The sequence below is a fragment of the Gordonia sp. NPDC003425 genome, from assembly GCF_053588635.1.
Genome location: NZ_JBSFQI010000024.1, coordinates 22493 through 39087, shown reverse-complemented (window position 1 = coordinate 39087; position 16595 = coordinate 22493). Strand labels below are relative to the sequence as shown.

Genomic DNA, 16595 nt, shown 5'->3' with positions numbered 1-16595 from the left:
CTGAGCCAGGATCAAACTCTCCATGAAAAAACACTGAAACCAAAAAGTTTCAACACAATCTCAGCCAGAGAGACAAAAACCTGACCAAACAAAAACTAGCAACACCCGAACCGCTCGGGCCCGGATGTCACAAAAAAATCATCAATAGTCCAAAAATTTGGACATGTGATGCCAATCTTGGCATCAAACAATTTGTCACACACTATCGAGTTCTCAAAGAACACACACCCACCGACACCACCTCGTAGGAGGCGAACTCCGATGGACTCGGCTGTTCTGTTACTACCGTGTTAACCCGTTTCCGGGCAACTTCACCAGCGTACCAGACCCGATTCCCGTCCGCAACTCTCGTTGATGTTCGAGTGTTCGGGATTCTGGCACTCAGAGGTTCAGACCCTGAGGTCCGGACACTTTGCTTCCCCCGATTCCTGTCGGCCCCGGGGGAGTTGCTCTCTGCGGTGCAACAAGAAAGTTACACACGATGGAACAGGTCGTCAAATTGCCTGTTCAGCGGCCTACGCGCGCGCCGGCAAAGCTCTTCTTGCCCCGGCGGATCACCAACCAGCGGCCACCGAGCAGATCCGTATCGGCCGGACGCCACTCGGGATCGGAGATCTTCGCGTTGTTCACGTATGCCCCACCTTCGGTGATGGCTCGACGCGCCGCCTTGTTGCTCTCCGACAGCCCGGTATCGACGAGCAGGGAAACCATCGTGGGGCGTTCACCGGTGTACTCGGCGATCGCCGTCTCCGACAGCGCCGCGGCGAGGGTCGATTCGTCGATCATCGACAGATCGCCACGTCCGAACAACGCCTGGCTGGCCAGTTCGACGGCCGCGGTGGCATCAGCGCCGTGGATCAGGGTGGTCAGTTCGGCGGCGAGTCGGCGCTGGGCCAGCCGCAGATGCGGTGTCTCGACGGTGGCGCGTTCGAGTTCGTCGATCTCGTCGCGTGTGAGGAACGTGAACCACTTGAGATAGCGGATCACGTCGGCGTCGGCAGTGTTCACGAAGTACTGGTACCAGGCGTAAGGACTGGTCAGTTCCGGGTCGAGCCACAGACTCCCACCGCCGGTCGATTTGCCGAACTTCTTGCCATCCGACGAGGTGACGAGCGGGACGGTGAGCGCATGGACCGTGGCCCCGTCCACGCGGCGCGCGAGGTCGACGCCGCCGATGATGTTTCCCCACTGATCGGACCCACCGATCTGCAGGACACATCCGTACCGCCGGTGTAGCTGCAGGAAGTCGTTGGACTGCAACAGGATGTAGCTGAACTCCGTGTAGCTGATCCCGTCGGACTCGAGGCGTCGTCGCACGGTCTCCCGCGCCAGCATCACGTTGACCGAGAAGTGCTTGCCGATGTCACGAAGGAACTCGATGACGCTCATCGGTCCCGTCCACTCCATGTTGTCGACCAGCAGTGCCCCCGCCTCCGCGTCATCGGTCGCCGCGTCGTCGAAGCGGAGGAAGCGGCGCAGTTGTGCGCCGATCCGCCCAGCCCAGCCGGCGATCGTGTCGACGGAGTTCATGGTGCGCTCGCCGATGTCGCGGGGGTCACCGATGAGGCCCGTCGCCCCGCCCGCGAGGGCGATGGGACGGTGCCCGGCGAGTTGGAATCGGCGCAGGGTGAGCAGCGGAACGAGATGACCTGCGTGCAAACTCGCCGCGGTGGGGTCGAATCCCGCGTACAGGGTGACCGGTCCGTCGTCGAGGGCACGGCGCAATTCGTCGAGATCCGTGGATTGGGCGATCAGGTCGCGCCACTGCAACTCGTCGAGGATGCCCGAGCCGGTCACCGGGGTCTGGGAGATCTCAGAACTCACGCGTTCGATCTTGTCACTCCCGGATCGATTCGTGCCGTCCGCCTACCCGCCGACAAGATCGATGTGTCTCGCCGGCCTCCCGGCCGACGGGGCGCCCCGGTCACTGTTGCGCGATCAGGCGCTGGTGTTCGGCCTCGTCGACGGAACGTGCCTCATCGGCGAGCATCACCGGGATGCCGTCGGCATCGATCCGGTAGGCGATCCGGAGCCGCGGGTTGTACAGCTCGTCGCCCGCATCGAGCAGCGGTCCGAGGTCCTGTGGGCAGACCAGTCGCTCCCGGACGATCGGATCCAGTGAGTGCGCGCGCGAAGCCATCGTCGGCACGTCCCTTCGTCGAGTGGCAGTGGAGATGTGGTCGCACGTTGTTGGCGATGTGACCTCGGAAACCACCCTAGCGGCCGCCATCTGAGGGCTGACCGCGTCAGCGTGCCACCGAGATATCGTCGGCGTCACCGGTGCCCTCGATCATCGTGTCGGCCCAGTCCAGTCGGGCGGCCGCCGTGCGGGTGTAGCGGCGATATCGTCCGTCGGTGTCGCGATACCAGATCTTGGCCCCGGGGCGCGGAATACCTTCGCGGGCGAATTCGCCCGCGAGCGGTCGGTACGACTCCGACACGGGGATTGCGCGCACCACCCTGATGAGATGGGGTCGGGCGGCTGCGGGCAATGCACCCAATCCGACTCGCAACTGGGTGACGGTCAGCGCGTCCACCCCGATGTCGGTCCGCATCGTGACCGCGGCGACCGCCAGTTGCCGGCCGGGCCGGCCGACGCCGTAGACCACCACCTGGTCCACGCCGCGGATGCGTGATAGCGCCTGTTCGATGGGCGGCAGATACACGGGTCCGGCAGTGGATCGAACCACACTGTCCGCGGACCCCATGAACCACAGGTCGTCGTCGGAGTCGCGCCGGAACAGATGGCCGCTGACCTCCCACCGGTCGTTCTCGGCGAACACGCCGCGCAGCACTGTGGTGGCGGCTTCCGAGCGCGTCCGGGCGCGGGCGAGCAGCATGCCCACCTCATCGGTGTCGGTGCGGCGCACGAACCCGCGCTCCCCCACCGTCAGCCGTTCGGAATCCAGGTCGAAACCCGCCAGTGCGACGGGATTGGTCTCGGGCAGCGGCCGGCCCATCGAACCCGCCTTGTCGCCGGCCACATTGGCGAGGATCGCGGTGCCGTCGGCGGTGGCGAAGAACTCCAGTACGTGGGCGCGGGGGAACCGGTCGACGAGTTCGTCCCACAGTCCGGCAGGCAATCCCGATCCCATGAACAGTCGGATCGGGTTGTGCTCGCTGATGCGGAACTCGTCGGAGCGGACGATCTCCCGCATCATCGTCCACGTGTAGGACACCACGGTGACGCCGTATCGCGGCACCTCGGTGGCAAACGTGGCCGGATTGATGCCGGTGGACAGCGCGATCCGAGAGCGTCCGACGACCGTTGCGCCCAGAGTGGTGAGCAAACCCGACGCATGGTGCAGCGGGGGTAGGCAGTAGACGGTGTCACGGTCGGTGAGCGCTGCCGCCGATGCCGCGCCGAACGCCGACATGGCGAAGCGATGGTTGGTCACGGGCCACGGCTTGAGCACACCCTGCGACCTGGTGAACAGGATGAAGGCCAGGTCGCCGGCGAGGCCCGGGTCGGCTCGGTACCACACCGGAATCTCGACGTCGTCGGGGTCGATGCGTTCCATGTCGATGATCGACTCGCCGTCGGCGCGATCGATGACCCGTGAATCGCCGCTGCCGCCGCCCAGGACCAGCACGCGGTCGCTGCTCGCGGCGGCCTGGTCGAGGTGTGTGGGGTCCGAGATCACCGCTCGGCACCCCGAGAGCTGGAGCATCGCACCGATGTCGGAGTCGCCGGCCAGAAGCACCGCGACGGCACCGAGCCGCGAGAGCGCCGCCACCGCGACCAATGCGCTCGGCCGGGTCTCCATCAGCACGCCGACGTGTTCGCCCGGCCGCAGCCCGCAGCGGATCAGTCCGGCGACGACGTTGTCGATCCGGACGCTGACCTGGGCGTGGGTCAGTACGCGACTCTCGAAGAGGAACAGCTCGCGTTCGGCACCCCATTCGGTGTTCTCCGACATGAGTTTGCCCAGCGATATCCGTGTCCCGGACTGGATCTGACCCAGCCGGAACAGACGCGGGACGGTACGCACCGACTCCCGCGCCACCGCCTGCGAGGTGCGCTGCAACGCCCCCGCCATGCCGATGAGGTCACGTGACGCACCTGCGCCGGCATCGGCGATGGCTCCGATACCGTGGGTGATCCGCGACACCATTCCGACGCCGGTCCCGTGGGCGTCGGTGGGCAGCGCCATGCGTTCGATCTGTTCTGCCTCCGGACCCAGTCCTTCCTGCCAGTTGATCCACTGAGCAGTGGTCGGCCAGGTCCGCGTACCCGAGGCGCTACCCACCACGAGCCCGAAATGTCCTACCGGAAGCCGTGATTCGTAGACAGCGGCCCCCGGGGCCGCCCGCACGATACCGCGCACCGCGACCGGCTGCCCGATGTCGTCGACCTCACCGACGAATGCCAGTACGGGGCAGGTGATCTCGGCGAGCGTCACCAGGTCTCCGTTGATCACGAATCCGCCGGACACCATCCGGTTGTGCGCGACGAATTGCCGGAGGAGTTCGGCGATGGCCGGCCCCGACCACGCCACCCATCCCTCGGCTTCGAGAAATCGGCGCTGATCCTCGCGTGGCAGCAACGCGTCGCGGTCGTGCAACTGGCGCAGGAAATCCAGCCGACTTCGGGCCGTCTTCACCGGATCGAGCATCTGGAAGCCGATGCGAGCGAGCCAACTCGGCACAAACAGATGCGGAAAAACCTTGTCGGCCAGCATTTCCGCGCCGGGAACCACGAGGTTGGCGGGTAGACCGAGCGGGAGTGCGGCAAGTACGTCGACCGGACTGCCGAACGTGACGACGCTGGTCACCCCCGCCGACCGACGTAGTGCGACCGCCTGATAGGCGAACATGCCGCCCTGGGAGTACCCGGCGACGTGTACGTCGCGGCCGGTGCTCTCGATGATGAAGTCGATCGCTTCGTTCACCGCGACGATGTGGTCGGCGAGATTGCGTTCCATCCCGCCCTCTTCGGTGTCGGGTGAACCGAAGTCGATGACCCAGGGAGTGATGCCGCTGCGGTGCAGCACCGACACCGCCCCATAATGCTCGGTGACGTCATAGACGTTGGCCGACACCATCATCGGCGGAATGAGCACGATGTTGGGCCCGGCGTAGGACTCATCCGGGAAATAGCGACGTAGCCGGAACATCGCGGTGGTCTCGGCGACGATGAACGGCGCGGGTTCCGTACCCGTCTGCAGTCCGCCGTACCGAAGTACCTCGAGTCCGTTCTGCGCGGTCGCGAGAACACGGTCGAGAAGTTCGCCGAACGCCACGATCCCCTCCCCTCGTCGACTCTCGTCCGCGCGGACGACCACTCACGCGGTGATGCAGATCACTCTACCCATGCGTGGCGAGATGCCTCGCAACGGCAGGGTCTCACTCGGGTCGACCGGTGGCAGTCCACCCGGCGCGCTGCCTTGACACCCGCTCGGACAACACCTCGAGCTGACGCGCGACCTGAGACGACGCGGTGCCGCCGTGCGCATCACGTGACTCGATGGAGCCGCGAACGGTCAGCACCTCGCGCACCCGCGGTGTCAGTGCGGGATCGATCGACGCGAACGTCGCGTCGTCGAGCTCGTCGAGTCCCACCCCACGCTCCTCGGCCGCGCGTACACATGCCCCCGCGAGCTCATGTGCCACCCGGAACGGCACGCCCTCGCGCACCAGCCACTCGGCGATGTCGGTGGCCAGGGTGAAGCCCGCCGGCGCCAGCTCTGCCATCCGATCGGTGTGGAATTCGAGGGTGGCGACGAGGCCGGTGACCGCGGGCAACAACACTTCGAGCTGGGCCACCGCGTCGAAGACCGGTTCCTTGTCCTCCTGCAGATCCCGGTTGTAGGCCAGCGGCAGGCCTTTGAGGGTCGCCAGCAGCCCGGTGAGGTCACCGATCAGCCTGCCCGCCTTGCCCCGGGCGAGTTCGGCGACGTCGGGATTCTTCTTCTGCGGCATGATCGAGCTGCCGGTGGACCAGGCGTCGGCGAGCGTCACGTAGCCGAATTCGGAAGTGCTCCAGAGGATCACCTCCTCCGACAAGCGGGACAGGTCCACCGCGATCATGGCGAACACGAAGGCGGCCTCGGCCGCGAAGTCGCGCGAGGACGTCGCATCGATGGAGTTCTCGGCAGCCGAGTCGAATCCGAGGTCGGCTGCGATCGCCTCCGGGTCGAGTCCCAGGGACGATCCGGCGAGCGCACCAGAACCGTACGGCGACACCGCGGTTCGCCGATCGGCGTCTGCGAGGCGGTCGACGTCGCGGAGCAGCGGCTGGGCGTGGGCGAGGAGTTGATGCGCCAGCAGCACCGGCTGCGCCGCCTGCAGATGGGTTTTTCCGGGCATCACGGCGTCGGGGTGCGCGCGCGCCTGCCCCATCAGCGCCTCGACCACGTCGAGTACATCACCGGCCACCCGGCGGATCGCGGCCCGCAGCCACATCCGGAACAGGGTGGCCACCTGATCGTTGCGCGAGCGTCCGGCACGCAGCCGGCCGCCGAGTTCGACACCCACGCGGTCGATGAGACCGCGTTCGAGCGCGCCGTGGACGTCTTCATCCGACGGTGCCGCCACGAAGGTCCCGTCGGCGACGTCGCGGGCGAGCCGGTCGAGTCCGTCGAGCATGGCGGCGAGATCGGCGTCGCCGAGCAGGCCCGCCTTGTTCAGCACACGGGCATGCGCCTTGGACGCCTCGATGTCGAACGGCGCCAGCACCCAGTCGAATTGGGTGGACTTGCTCAGCGCGGCCATCGCCGCCGCGGGACCGTCGGCGAAGCGCCCGCCCCACAACGACCCCTCGTTGGTGGTGCCCCCGGAAGCTGCGTCAGAGGCGGCGGTCGACGGTTCTGTGTCACTCACCGATCAGATCCCGCTTCGCCGCGATCTTCGACGACAACCCGTGCAACTCGACGAAGCCCTTCGCGTACGACTGATCGAAGCTGTCGCCTTCGTCATAGGTGGCCAGGTTGAAGTCGTAGAGCGACTCGGCGCTGCGCCGGCCGTTGACCGCGATGTGGCCGCCGTGCAGGGTGAGCCGGATGTCGCCGCTGACGTGCTCCTGGGTGGAATCGACAAACGTGTCCAGCGACCGCTTCAGCGGCGAGAACCACAGTCCGTCGTACACGAGTTCGGCCCATTTCTGATCGGTGCGACGCTTGAAGCGTCCGAGTTCACGCTCCAGCGTGACATGTTCGAGTTCCTCGTGGGCCGTGATCAGCACCATCGCGCCCGGCGCTTCGTAGACCTCACGGCTCTTGATGCCGACGAGACGGTCTTCGACGACGTCGAGGCGTCCGACGCCTTGGGCCCCGGCGCGCCGGTTGAGTTCCTCGATGGCGCCGAGCACGCTGACCGGTCGACCGTCGATGGCGATCGGGCGGCCCTTGTCGAAGGTGATGATGACCTCGTCGGGGGCCTCCCAATTGATCGTCGGGTCCTCGGTGTAGCTGTAGACGTCCTTGGTGGGCGCGTTCCACAGGTTCTCCAGGAAGCCGGTCTCCACCGCGCGTCCCCACACGTTCTGGTCGATGGAGAACGGCGACTTCTTGGTCACGCTGATCGGGATGGCGTTCTCCTCGGCGAAGGCGATGGCCTTCTCCCGGGTCCAGGCGTAGTCGCGCACCGGTGCGATCACCTCGAGATCGGGTGCCAGGGAGGCGAATCCGACCTCGAAGCGCACCTGATCGTTACCCTTGCCGGTGCAGCCGTGGGCGACCACGGTGCCGCCGTGATCGCGCGCGGCGGTGACGAGGTGCTTGGCGATGAGCGGCCGCGAGAGCGCCGAGACCAGCGGATAGCGGTCCATGTACAGCGCGTTCGAGGTGATCGCCGGGAGGCAGTAGTCGTCGGCGAATTCGTCGCGTGCGTCCACCAGTACCGCTTCGACGGCACCGCAGTCGAGGGCACGCTGCCGCACCACCTCCATGTCTTCGCCGCCCTGGCCGAGGTCGAGCGCGACCGCGACCACCTCCTTGCCGGTCTCCCGGCCGATCCAGCTGATCGCGACCGACGTGTCCAGGCCGCCGGAATATGCGAGTACGACGCGTTCCGCCATGGTGATGTGAGCTCCTTGCGTTCTTTGTCCGACATCCATCATCGGACGTCGCGCCCGGTTGCGCCGGGCGGCATGTATGGGGGGTGCGGTCGCAGACGACCGCGCTGGGGTGGGGCCTCGGGTCGGCCGGTGGGCCGGGACTGCGGCGTGACCGCAGGTCGGGCTACACGAGGCCCTCGATTCGTCGGGCGAGTTCGGTCCCGTCGACCGGTTCCCGGGCGCACAAGAAGATGGTGTCGTCGCCGGCGATGGTGCCGACCACGTCCGGCAGCGACGCACGGTCGATGGCGCTGGCCAAGTAGTGCGCGGCGCCGGGCGGAGTGCGCAGCACCGCCAGGTTGCCGCTGGCGTCGGTGGACACCAGCAGTTCGGTGAGCAGCCGCGACAGGCGGTGGGTGCCACCGAACACGCCGCGAACCGGGGACCCGTCCTCGGGAACCACGTACACACCCATCCCGCCGTCGGCGGCACGGAGTTTGACCGCGCCGAGCTCCTCCAGGTCGCGCGACAACGTGGCCTGGGTGGCGTCGACGCCGTGCTCGGCGAGCAGGTGCTGCAGTTCGGTCTGGCTGTGCACCTGGTGGTTCGCCAGGGTGTCGACGATGAGGGCGTGACGTCCGGCCCGCGTGGTGGCCAGGCGGCCCTCACCGTTTTCGGTGGACGGATGGTGGTTGGATTCGGTCATTGTTGCTCCAGCAGCCAGATGAGCAACGCCTTCTGGGCGTGCAGTCGGTTTTCGGCCTCGTCGAACACCGCGCTCGCGGGGCCGTCGATCACCTCGTCGGTGATCTCGTCGCCGCGGTGGGCGGGTAGGCAGTGCAGCACGATGGCCTCGGTGTCGGCATGGGCCAGCAGATCGGCATTGATCTGATACGGCCGGAACGGGGCCTTGCGATCGCGGCCGTCGGACTCCTGCCCCATCGACACCCAGGTGTCGGTGACCAACACGTCGGCGCCGGCCGAGGCGGCGACCGGGTCGGCGATCAGCCGTACCGATCCCCCGGTGAGGGTGGCGCGTTTCTCCGCGGCGACGATGACGTCGGGGTGCGGTTCGAACCCGGGCGGCGCGCTGATCACCACGTGCATACCGGCGGTGGTGCCGCCGAGTGCGAGTGAGTGCGCCATGTTGTTCGCGCCGTCGCCCAGATAGGTCATCGTCAGGCCCGCGGCGCGGCCCTTGCGCTCGATGATCGTCTGCAGGTCGGCGAGCACCTGGCACGGGTGGAACAAATCGGAGAGCGCGTTGACGATGGGGATGGTCGCGGTGGCCGCCATCGCATCGAGGCGTTCCTGACCGAAGGTGCGCCACACCACCGCCTCGACGAACCGCGAGAGCACCCGCCCGGTGTCCTCGAGCGACTCGTCGCGGCCGAGTTGGGTGCTCCGGCCGTCGACCACTACGGCGTGACCACCCATCTGGGCGACCCCCATCTCGAAGGAGAACCGGGTGCGGGTGGAGTTCTTGTCGAAGATCACTCCCACCCCGCGCGGGCCCTCCAACGGGCGGTGCGCGAACGGGTTCCGCTTGACCTCGGCGGCCAGGGCGAGTACCTCGGCCTGCTCCTGTGGGGTCAGGTCGTCATCGCGCAGAAAATGTCGCGTCATGAGTTCGACCCCGATGCGCTCGCCGTGTCGAGGAAACCCGGGAGCGCGGCGACGAAATCTCGTCCCTGCTCCTCGGTGAGGATGAGCGGCGGGGCCAGACGCAACACGTCCGGGGCCGGCGCGTTGATCAGGAAGCCGCCGGCCCGGGCAGCGGCCTCCACCGCCGGTGCGATCGGCGAGGTGAGCACCACCCCGAGGAGAAGTCCGGAACCGCGCACGTGCGAGACGGCGGGATGATCGAGGTTCTCGATACCGGCCGCGATGGATTTGCCGACGGCCGCGACATGGGATACGAGGTCACGGGAATCGATCTCGGTGAGCACCGCCAGAGCGGCCGCGGCGCTGACCGGATTGCCACCGAAGGTGGTGCCGTGCTGGCCGGGGGTGAACAGGTCGGCGGCGGGTCCGGTGGCGATGCACGCGCCGATCGGCAAACCGCCACCGAGACCCTTCGCCAGGGTCATCACATCCGGTACCACCCCGGCCTGGTGATGTGCGAAAAAGGTTCCGGTGCGCGCGATCCCGGTCTGCACCTCGTCGAGGATCAGCAACGCGCCGTGTGCGGCGGTGATACGACGCGCGTGAGCGAGATAGTCCGCCGGCGGCACCACCACCCCGGCCTCACCGAGGATGGGTTCCAGGATCACCGCGGCCGTGTCGCCGGACACGGCCGCCTCCAGCGCCGCCACGTCGCCGTAGGGCACGAAGTCGACACCGGGCGGCATGGGTTCGAAGGGTTCACGTTTGGCGGGCTGTCCCGTCATCGCCAGCGCACCCATGGTGCGACCGTGGAATGCCTTCTCCGCCGCGATGATCTGGCGGCGTCCGGTACGCCGGGCCAGTTTGAACGCCGCCTCGTTCGCCTCGGTGCCGGAATTGCAGAAGAACACCCGGCCCGGCTGGCCGAACTTATCCAGTAGTCGCTCGGCGAGTTCCACCACCGGGGGACTGATGTAGAGGTTCGACACGTGTCCGAGGGTCTGCAATTGGGTGGATACGGCGTCGACGATCGCCGGGTGGGCGTGACCGAGCGCGTTGACCGCGATTCCGCCGAGAAGGTCGAGGTAGCGGTTTCCGTCGGCGTCCCAGACGTAGGCGCCTTCTCCGGCGGTGAGCGCCAAGGCCGGTGTGCCGTAGTTGTTCATCAGCGCCGACGACCACCGCTGCTGCCAGGGTGTGGTCATGAGGGGGGTACTCCGTCGTGTGAGAGGGTGTTTCGGCCTGCGGAGGCGACGACGGTGGTGCCTGCGCCCTCGCCGGTGAGTAGTTCGGCCAGTACCGCATGTGGAACCCGGCCGTCGATCACGTGGGCGCGCTCCACACCGCCGCTCACCGCGCGCAGGCACGCTTCCATCTTCGGGATCATGCCGGAGTCGAGTGCGGGGAGCAGCGCGGCGAGGTCGTCGGTGGAGATCTCGGAGACCAGCGACGACCGGTCGGGCCAATCGGTGTAGAGGCCTTCGACGTCGGTGAGCATCACCAGCCGGGTGGCACCGAGCGCCTCGGCGAGTGCGCCTGCAGCGGTGTCGGCGTTGATGTTGTGCACCACGCCGTCACGGTCGGGTGCGATGGTCGAGATGACCGGGATGCGTCCGGCCGCAACGAGATCGAGTACGGCAGACGTGTTCACCGCGGTGATGTCGCCGACCAGTCCGATGTCGGTGGTGACGCCGTCGACCATCACGGTGCGACGTGTGGCGGTCAGCAGTTGCGCGTCCTCGCCGGTGAGCCCTACCGCGTACGGTCCGTGACCGTTGATGAGTCCCACCAGTTCGCGACCCACCTGCCCGAAGAGCACCATCCGCGCCACGTCCATCACCTCGGGCGTGGTGACGCGGAAACCACCGCGGAATTCACCGGTGAGTCCCAGACGGGTGAGCATCGACGAGATCTGTGGTCCGCCGCCGTGCACCACCACCGGATGCATCCCACACGCGCGCAGGAACACCACATCACTGGCGAAGGCTCGCTTGAGTTCGTCGTCGAACATCGCGTTGCCGCCGTACTTCACCACCACGGTGGCTCCGTGCAGACCCTGTAACGCGGGCAGGGTTTCCGCCAGCACCGCGGCCCTGGAGTTTCCCCCGGTTGTCGAGATCATGACGAGTATGCCGAGTTCTCTTCGACGTAGGCGTGGGAGAGGTCGGTGGTCCGGATGGATCCTTCGGCCTCCCCCAGTCCCAGGTCGATGCGGACCGCGATGCTGTCTCCCGACAGGTCGATGTCGCGCGCCCCGGCCACACCGGTGCCGTTGTGGCACACGGTGTTTCCGTTGAACGAGACCGCGATGCGGTCGGGGTCGATGGTCACCGGCGCGATTCCCACGGCAGCCAGTACCCGGCCCCAGTTGGGGTCGGAACCGAACAGCGCCGTCTTCACCAGTGAGTCACGCGCCACGGTGCGCGCCACCGCGATCGCGTCGGCCTCGGTGGGTGCACCGCCGACGGTGACGACGATCCGCTTGGTCACCCCCTCCGCGTCTGCCATCAGTTGTGCGGCGAGGTCGTCGCACACCGCGAGCACCGCCGCGTCGAGGTCGGCCTGCTCGACCGGGATCTGGCTGGCGCCCGACGCGAGGAGCAGGACGGTGTCGTTGGTCGAGGTCGATCCGTCGATGTCGAGGCGGTCGAAAGTCCGTTCCGTCGCTCTGCGCAGGGCGGTGTCGAGTTGGTCGGCGGTGGCTCGCGCGTCGGTGGTCAACACACACAGCATGGTGGCCAGCGACGGCGCCATCATCCCGGCGCCCTTGGCCATTCCGCCGACGTTCCAGCCTTCCGGATGGTGCAGGGCAGTCTGTTTGGGAACCGTGTCCGTCGTCATGATGGCGTATGCGGCGTCGGTGCCGCCCGACAGACCTCCGCCCATCTCGTGCACGATCTCGGTGACGCCGGCGAGCACCTTGTCCATCGGCAGTCGGTCACCGATCAGTCCCGTGGAACACACCGCCACTTCGACGGGTCCGGTTTCGGTTCCCCAGTTGCTCAGCGCAGCAGCAACCGCTTCGGCAGTGGCATGGGTGTCCTGGAATCCGCCCGGGCCGGTGCAGGCGTTGGCGCCGCCGGAGTTGAGAATCACCGCACGCAGACGGCCGGTGGTGAGCACCTGCTTGCTCCACAGGACGGGCGCGGCCTTCACCTGGTTGCGGGTGAACACGCCGGCCGCCGCGTAGTCGGGTCCCTCGTTGAACACCAGCGCGAGGTCGGCGGCCCCGGACTTCTTGATCCCTGCGGCGATTCCGGCGGCGCGGAATCCGAGGGGTGCGGTGACGCCCTGTTCGCGGACGAGTCGCGGACCCTCCATCGGCGCCCCACCGGTGATCCGGTCGTCCGTCCGATCATCCGGTGCGGTCACGGTGCCACCCCCACGGTGCTCAATCCCTCGGCCTCGTCCCATCCGAGGGCCAGGTTCATCGATTGCACGGCGCCGCCGCCGGTGCCCTTGGTCAGGTTGTCCATCGCGCCGACGGCGACGAGGGTGCCGGCACGGTCGTCGACGGTCGGCGCGATCTGCACGGCGTTCGACCCGATGACCGATCCGGTCTGCGGCAGCGATCCGGGCGCCAGGACATGCACGAACGTCTCGTCCCGGTAGGCCTTCTCGTAGATCGCGCGGATGTCGTCGCTGCTCGCGCTGGTCCGGGCGGTGCACGTGGCGAGGATGCCTCGCGACATCGGGGCGAGCACGGGGGTGAACGACACCGTCACCGGCTGCTCTGCCGCGGCCGACAGCGCCTGCGAGATCTCCGGGGTGTGACGGTGCGAGCCTCCCACGCCGTAGGCGCGTGCCGAGCCGATGACCTCCGAGGCGAGGAGGTCGACACGGGGTGACCGTCCGGCACCGGAGGTGCCACTCACCGCGACGACGGTCACGTGCGGTTCCACCACTCCGGCCGCGAGCGCGGGCAGCAACGACAGGATCGAGACGGTCGGGTAACAGCCCGGCACGGCGATGCGGCTCGCGTCGCGCAGCACGTCGCGGTTTCCGGGGATCTCCGGTAGACCGTAGGGCCACGAGCCCGCATGGTCACCGCCGTAGTACGCGGCCCAGTCGGCGGGGTCACGGAGCCGGAAATCGGCGCCGCAGTCGATGATGAGCGTGGTGGGCGGCAGTGCGTCGGCGATCTGCGCCGACGTGCCGTGCGGCAAACCCAGGAACACCACGTCGTGGCCGGCGAGCACGTCGGGAGTGGTTTCGGCGAGCACACGATCGGCCAGCGGCAGCAGGTGCGGATGCTGCGTTCCCAGGAGGCTGCCGGCGTTGCCGCCGGCGGTCAGCGCGCCGATCTCGAGTTCGCCCGAACGCAGACGCGGATGCCCGCACAACAGGCGCAGGATCTCTCCGCCCGCGTAGCCACTTGCACCCGCGACCGCCACCGTGATCGTCATACGATCATTATGCACCACCGTGTAAATCAATCCAGATCGGGGGGCTGGTGGTCGCGGCGTCGCGCCGCGACGGGGCGATCAGCGCAGCCGGGCGCCGATCCGGTCCGCCGCGTGCGCCACCGCAGCCAGTTTGGCCCTGTTCGCCTCGTCCTCGGTCAGTGTCCGGTCGGCGGCGCGGAACCGCAACGCGAAGGTCAGCGACTTGTTGCCGGCACCCACCTGGTCGCCGGTGAACACGGCGAACAGATCGATCGACTCGAGCAGTTCCCCGGCGCCGTCGGCGAGAAGGCCACGAACGTCTGCTGCGGGCACGTCGGCGGACACCACCACCGCCACGTCCTGCAGCACCGCCGGGAACACCGACACCCGCGGCGCGGGCAGCACCTGGGTGAACGGCACCGCGTCGAGGTCGATCTCGACGGCGCACAGCCGGGCCGGGAGTGCGGCGCGTTCGAGGACCGCGGGGTTCAGCTCGCCGGCGTGACCGACGACGTCACCGTCGATGATGACCGCGGCGCATCGGCCGGGATGCCAGGGCGCGCGGTCGGCGGACTGCAATGCGACCTCGACTCCGGCGGCCCGACCGATCTCACGGGCGGCCTCGAAGGCGTCGAGGTAGTCGGCGGGCCTGCCCGGCCCCCACGGTCCGGCGGGGTCCCGCAGTCCGGTCAGCGCCACCGCGACATGCTGAGGTTGCGCGGGCAGTGAGGCGTCGAGTTCGGCGATCTGCTCGTCGGTGGGTCGCTTCGTCACGTCGAGGGGGGCCACCGATCGCACGGTGTCTCCTCCGAGCACCACCTGACCGATCGCGAACAAGGCCAGATCCCGCTGGCCGCGGGCGATGTTGCGCGACACCATCTCCAGCAGCCCGGGCAGCAGTGTGGTGTTCAGTTCGGGCCGATCCGCCTCGAGGGGGTTGAGAACCGTGACCACGCGGCGTCGTTCGTCGTCGGCGGGCAATCCCCAGGTATCGAGGATGCCGGCGGGCATGAACGGGTACGGCAGCACCTCGACGTAGCCGTCGAGGGCGAGCGTGCGACCGACGCTACGTCGCCGCCGCTGCTGCGGGGTGAGTCCCCGTCCGCCGGGGGCGCTCGGCACGACCGCGGGGATGTCCTCGAGGCCTTCGAGGCGCAGCACTTCTTCGACGAGGTCGGCGCGCTGGGACAGATCGGGACGCCACGACGGTGGCAGCACCGCGACCGGATCGGTGCCGGTGACGGTGCAGCCGATCTCGGTGAGCCGGGCCGACGTGGTGCCCGTGGGGTAGGCGATGCCTGCGACGCGGTCGGGTTCGTCGGCGGGCATGGAGATGGGGCCGACCGGTGTCACGTCGACCCGCACATCCGACAGCGGCGACGCCACCACACCGCCGGTGATGTCGACGATCAGCGCGGCGGCGCGATCCGAGGCAACCGACGTGATCTCGGGGTCGACGACACGCTCGAAGCGTTTGCTGGCCTCCGACGTCAGCTTGTGCCGTTTGGCGGTCCGGAACACGCGGACCGGATCGAAGGTGGCCGATTCCAGGAGCACCCGCGAGGTCTCGGGACCGACCTCCGTGGCCTCACCTCCCATCACGCCGGCGAGCGCGATGGGACCCGACTCGTCGGCGATGACGACGTCTTCGATGTCGAGTTCGCGGATCACACCGTCGAGCGTGGTGAGCTTCTCCCCCGCCCGCGCACCGCGCACCGTCACCGCCCCCGACACCTTGTCGGCGTCGAACGCATGCAGCGGCTGTCCGAGTTCGAGCATCACGTAGTTGGTGATGTCGACGATGGCCGAGATCGGGCGCACTCCGGCGACCATGAGACGTTTCTGCATCCACCAGGGGGAGACCGCGGCCGGATCGACACCCTCGAGGACGCGCGCGGTGTAGCGCGTGGCCGCCGAATCGAGGTCGATCGACACGGGCCACACGCCACCGGCGCTGTCGACGGGCAACGGGTCGGCGGGCAGGCCCGGGTCCACGAACGGGACACCGAAGCTGCCGGCGAGTTCACGGCCGAGACCGCGGATGGAGAAGGCGTACCCGCGGTCGGGGGTGACGTTCACGTCTATCGCGGTGTCGGCGAGTCCGAGGACGGCGTGGGCGTTGGCGCCGGGTTCGGCGGTGCCCGGCGCGAGCACGAGGATGCCGTTGTGCTCGGTCCCGATTCCGAGTTCGGAGACCGAGCAGATCATCCCGTCGGACACATGGCCGTAGGTCTTGCGCGCGGTGATCTCGAAGGGTCCGGGCAGCACGGTGCCGGGTAGCGCCGCGACGATGAGGTCACCTTCGGCGAAGTTGCGGGCACCGCAGATGATGCCGCGGGGTTGCGTCTCACCGACGTCGACCTGGCAGAACCGGATGGGCTTCTTGAACTCGGTCAGTTCCTCGATGGCCTCGACGCGACCGATCACCAGCGGCCCGGTGATCTCCGGAAACGGCTCGATGTCCTCGATCTCGAAGCCGACGCGGACGAATCCGGCGTCGATCTCGTCGGTGGTCGCCGACCACTCCGGATCAGCGGCGCGGAGTACCTCGGTGTACCAGGACTGTGGTGCACGCATGGCTCAATCAGCTACTTTCGTCGATTCGTGGG

The 16595-nt window shown here is 67.8% G+C and carries 12 protein-coding genes; all 12 read right to left on the bottom strand.

Translation table 11 applies throughout. The features are described 5' to 3' along the window. Positions 1 to 507: 507 nt before the first annotated feature. The 12 genes from tyrS to pheT all read right to left on the bottom strand — a co-directional run bounded on the left by tyrS (position 508) and on the right by pheT (position 16563). Positions 508 to 1824 carry a tyrosine--tRNA ligase gene (gene tyrS / locus ACWDTD_RS19920; protein WP_449748862.1) on the bottom strand — a complete coding sequence of 439 codons (1317 nt, stop codon included), beginning with the start codon at positions 1822 to 1824 and terminating at the stop codon, positions 508 to 510. A gap of 100 nt (positions 1825 to 1924) precedes the next feature. Further along, the gene (locus tag ACWDTD_RS19915; protein ID WP_449748861.1) at positions 1925 to 2140 is read right to left on the bottom strand and encodes a Trm112 family protein; all 216 of its coding nucleotides are present in this window, start codon (positions 2138 to 2140) and stop codon (positions 1925 to 1927) included. A 106-nt stretch (positions 2141 to 2246) separates the two neighbouring features. Then, the gene (locus ACWDTD_RS19910) at positions 2247 to 5243 is read right to left on the bottom strand and encodes an AMP-binding protein (RefSeq protein WP_449748860.1); all 2997 of its coding nucleotides are present in this window, start codon (positions 5241 to 5243) and stop codon (positions 2247 to 2249) included. Positions 5244 to 5346: 103 nt separating this feature from the next. Next, entirely contained in the window at positions 5347 to 6822 is a 1476-nt protein-coding gene (gene argH / locus ACWDTD_RS19905) for an argininosuccinate lyase (RefSeq protein WP_449748859.1), read from the bottom strand. Continuing rightward, positions 6815 to 8017 (bottom strand): argininosuccinate synthase, encoded by a 1203-nt coding sequence (locus ACWDTD_RS19900; RefSeq protein ID WP_449748858.1) that lies wholly within the window; start codon positions 8015 to 8017, stop codon positions 6815 to 6817. The genes argH and ACWDTD_RS19900 overlap by 8 nt, the downstream gene beginning before the upstream one ends. A 163-nt stretch (positions 8018 to 8180) precedes the next feature. Continuing rightward, positions 8181 to 8702, bottom strand: a complete 522-nt coding sequence (locus tag ACWDTD_RS19895) for an arginine repressor (RefSeq protein ID WP_449748857.1) — start codon at positions 8700 to 8702, stop codon at positions 8181 to 8183. Next, positions 8699 to 9622, bottom strand: a complete 924-nt coding sequence (argF, locus tag ACWDTD_RS19890) for an ornithine carbamoyltransferase (RefSeq protein ID WP_449748856.1) — start codon at positions 9620 to 9622, stop codon at positions 8699 to 8701. Before argF ends, ACWDTD_RS19895 begins: the two co-directional genes overlap by 4 nt. Continuing rightward, entirely contained in the window at positions 9619 to 10806 is a 1188-nt protein-coding gene (locus tag ACWDTD_RS19885; RefSeq protein WP_449748855.1) for an acetylornithine transaminase, read from the bottom strand. The genes argF and ACWDTD_RS19885 overlap by 4 nt, the downstream gene beginning before the upstream one ends. Next, positions 10803 to 11723, bottom strand: coding sequence for an acetylglutamate kinase (gene argB / locus ACWDTD_RS19880; protein ID WP_449748854.1), 921 nt, complete (start codon positions 11721 to 11723; stop codon positions 10803 to 10805). The genes ACWDTD_RS19885 and argB overlap by 4 nt, the downstream gene beginning before the upstream one ends. After that, on the bottom strand, positions 11720 to 12922 hold the full coding sequence (argJ, locus tag ACWDTD_RS19875; protein WP_449748864.1) for a bifunctional glutamate N-acetyltransferase/amino-acid acetyltransferase ArgJ: 1203 nt from the start codon (positions 12920 to 12922) through the stop codon (positions 11720 to 11722). The genes argB and argJ overlap by 4 nt, the downstream gene beginning before the upstream one ends. Positions 12923 to 12969: 47 nt before the next feature. Next, positions 12970 to 14007, bottom strand: coding sequence for an N-acetyl-gamma-glutamyl-phosphate reductase (argC, locus tag ACWDTD_RS19870; protein ID WP_449748853.1), 1038 nt, complete (start codon positions 14005 to 14007; stop codon positions 12970 to 12972). Between the two features lie 78 nt (positions 14008 to 14085). After that, positions 14086 to 16563, bottom strand: coding sequence for a phenylalanine--tRNA ligase subunit beta (gene pheT, locus ACWDTD_RS19865; RefSeq protein WP_449748852.1), 2478 nt, complete (start codon positions 16561 to 16563; stop codon positions 14086 to 14088). Positions 16564 to 16595: the final 32 nt, after the last annotated feature.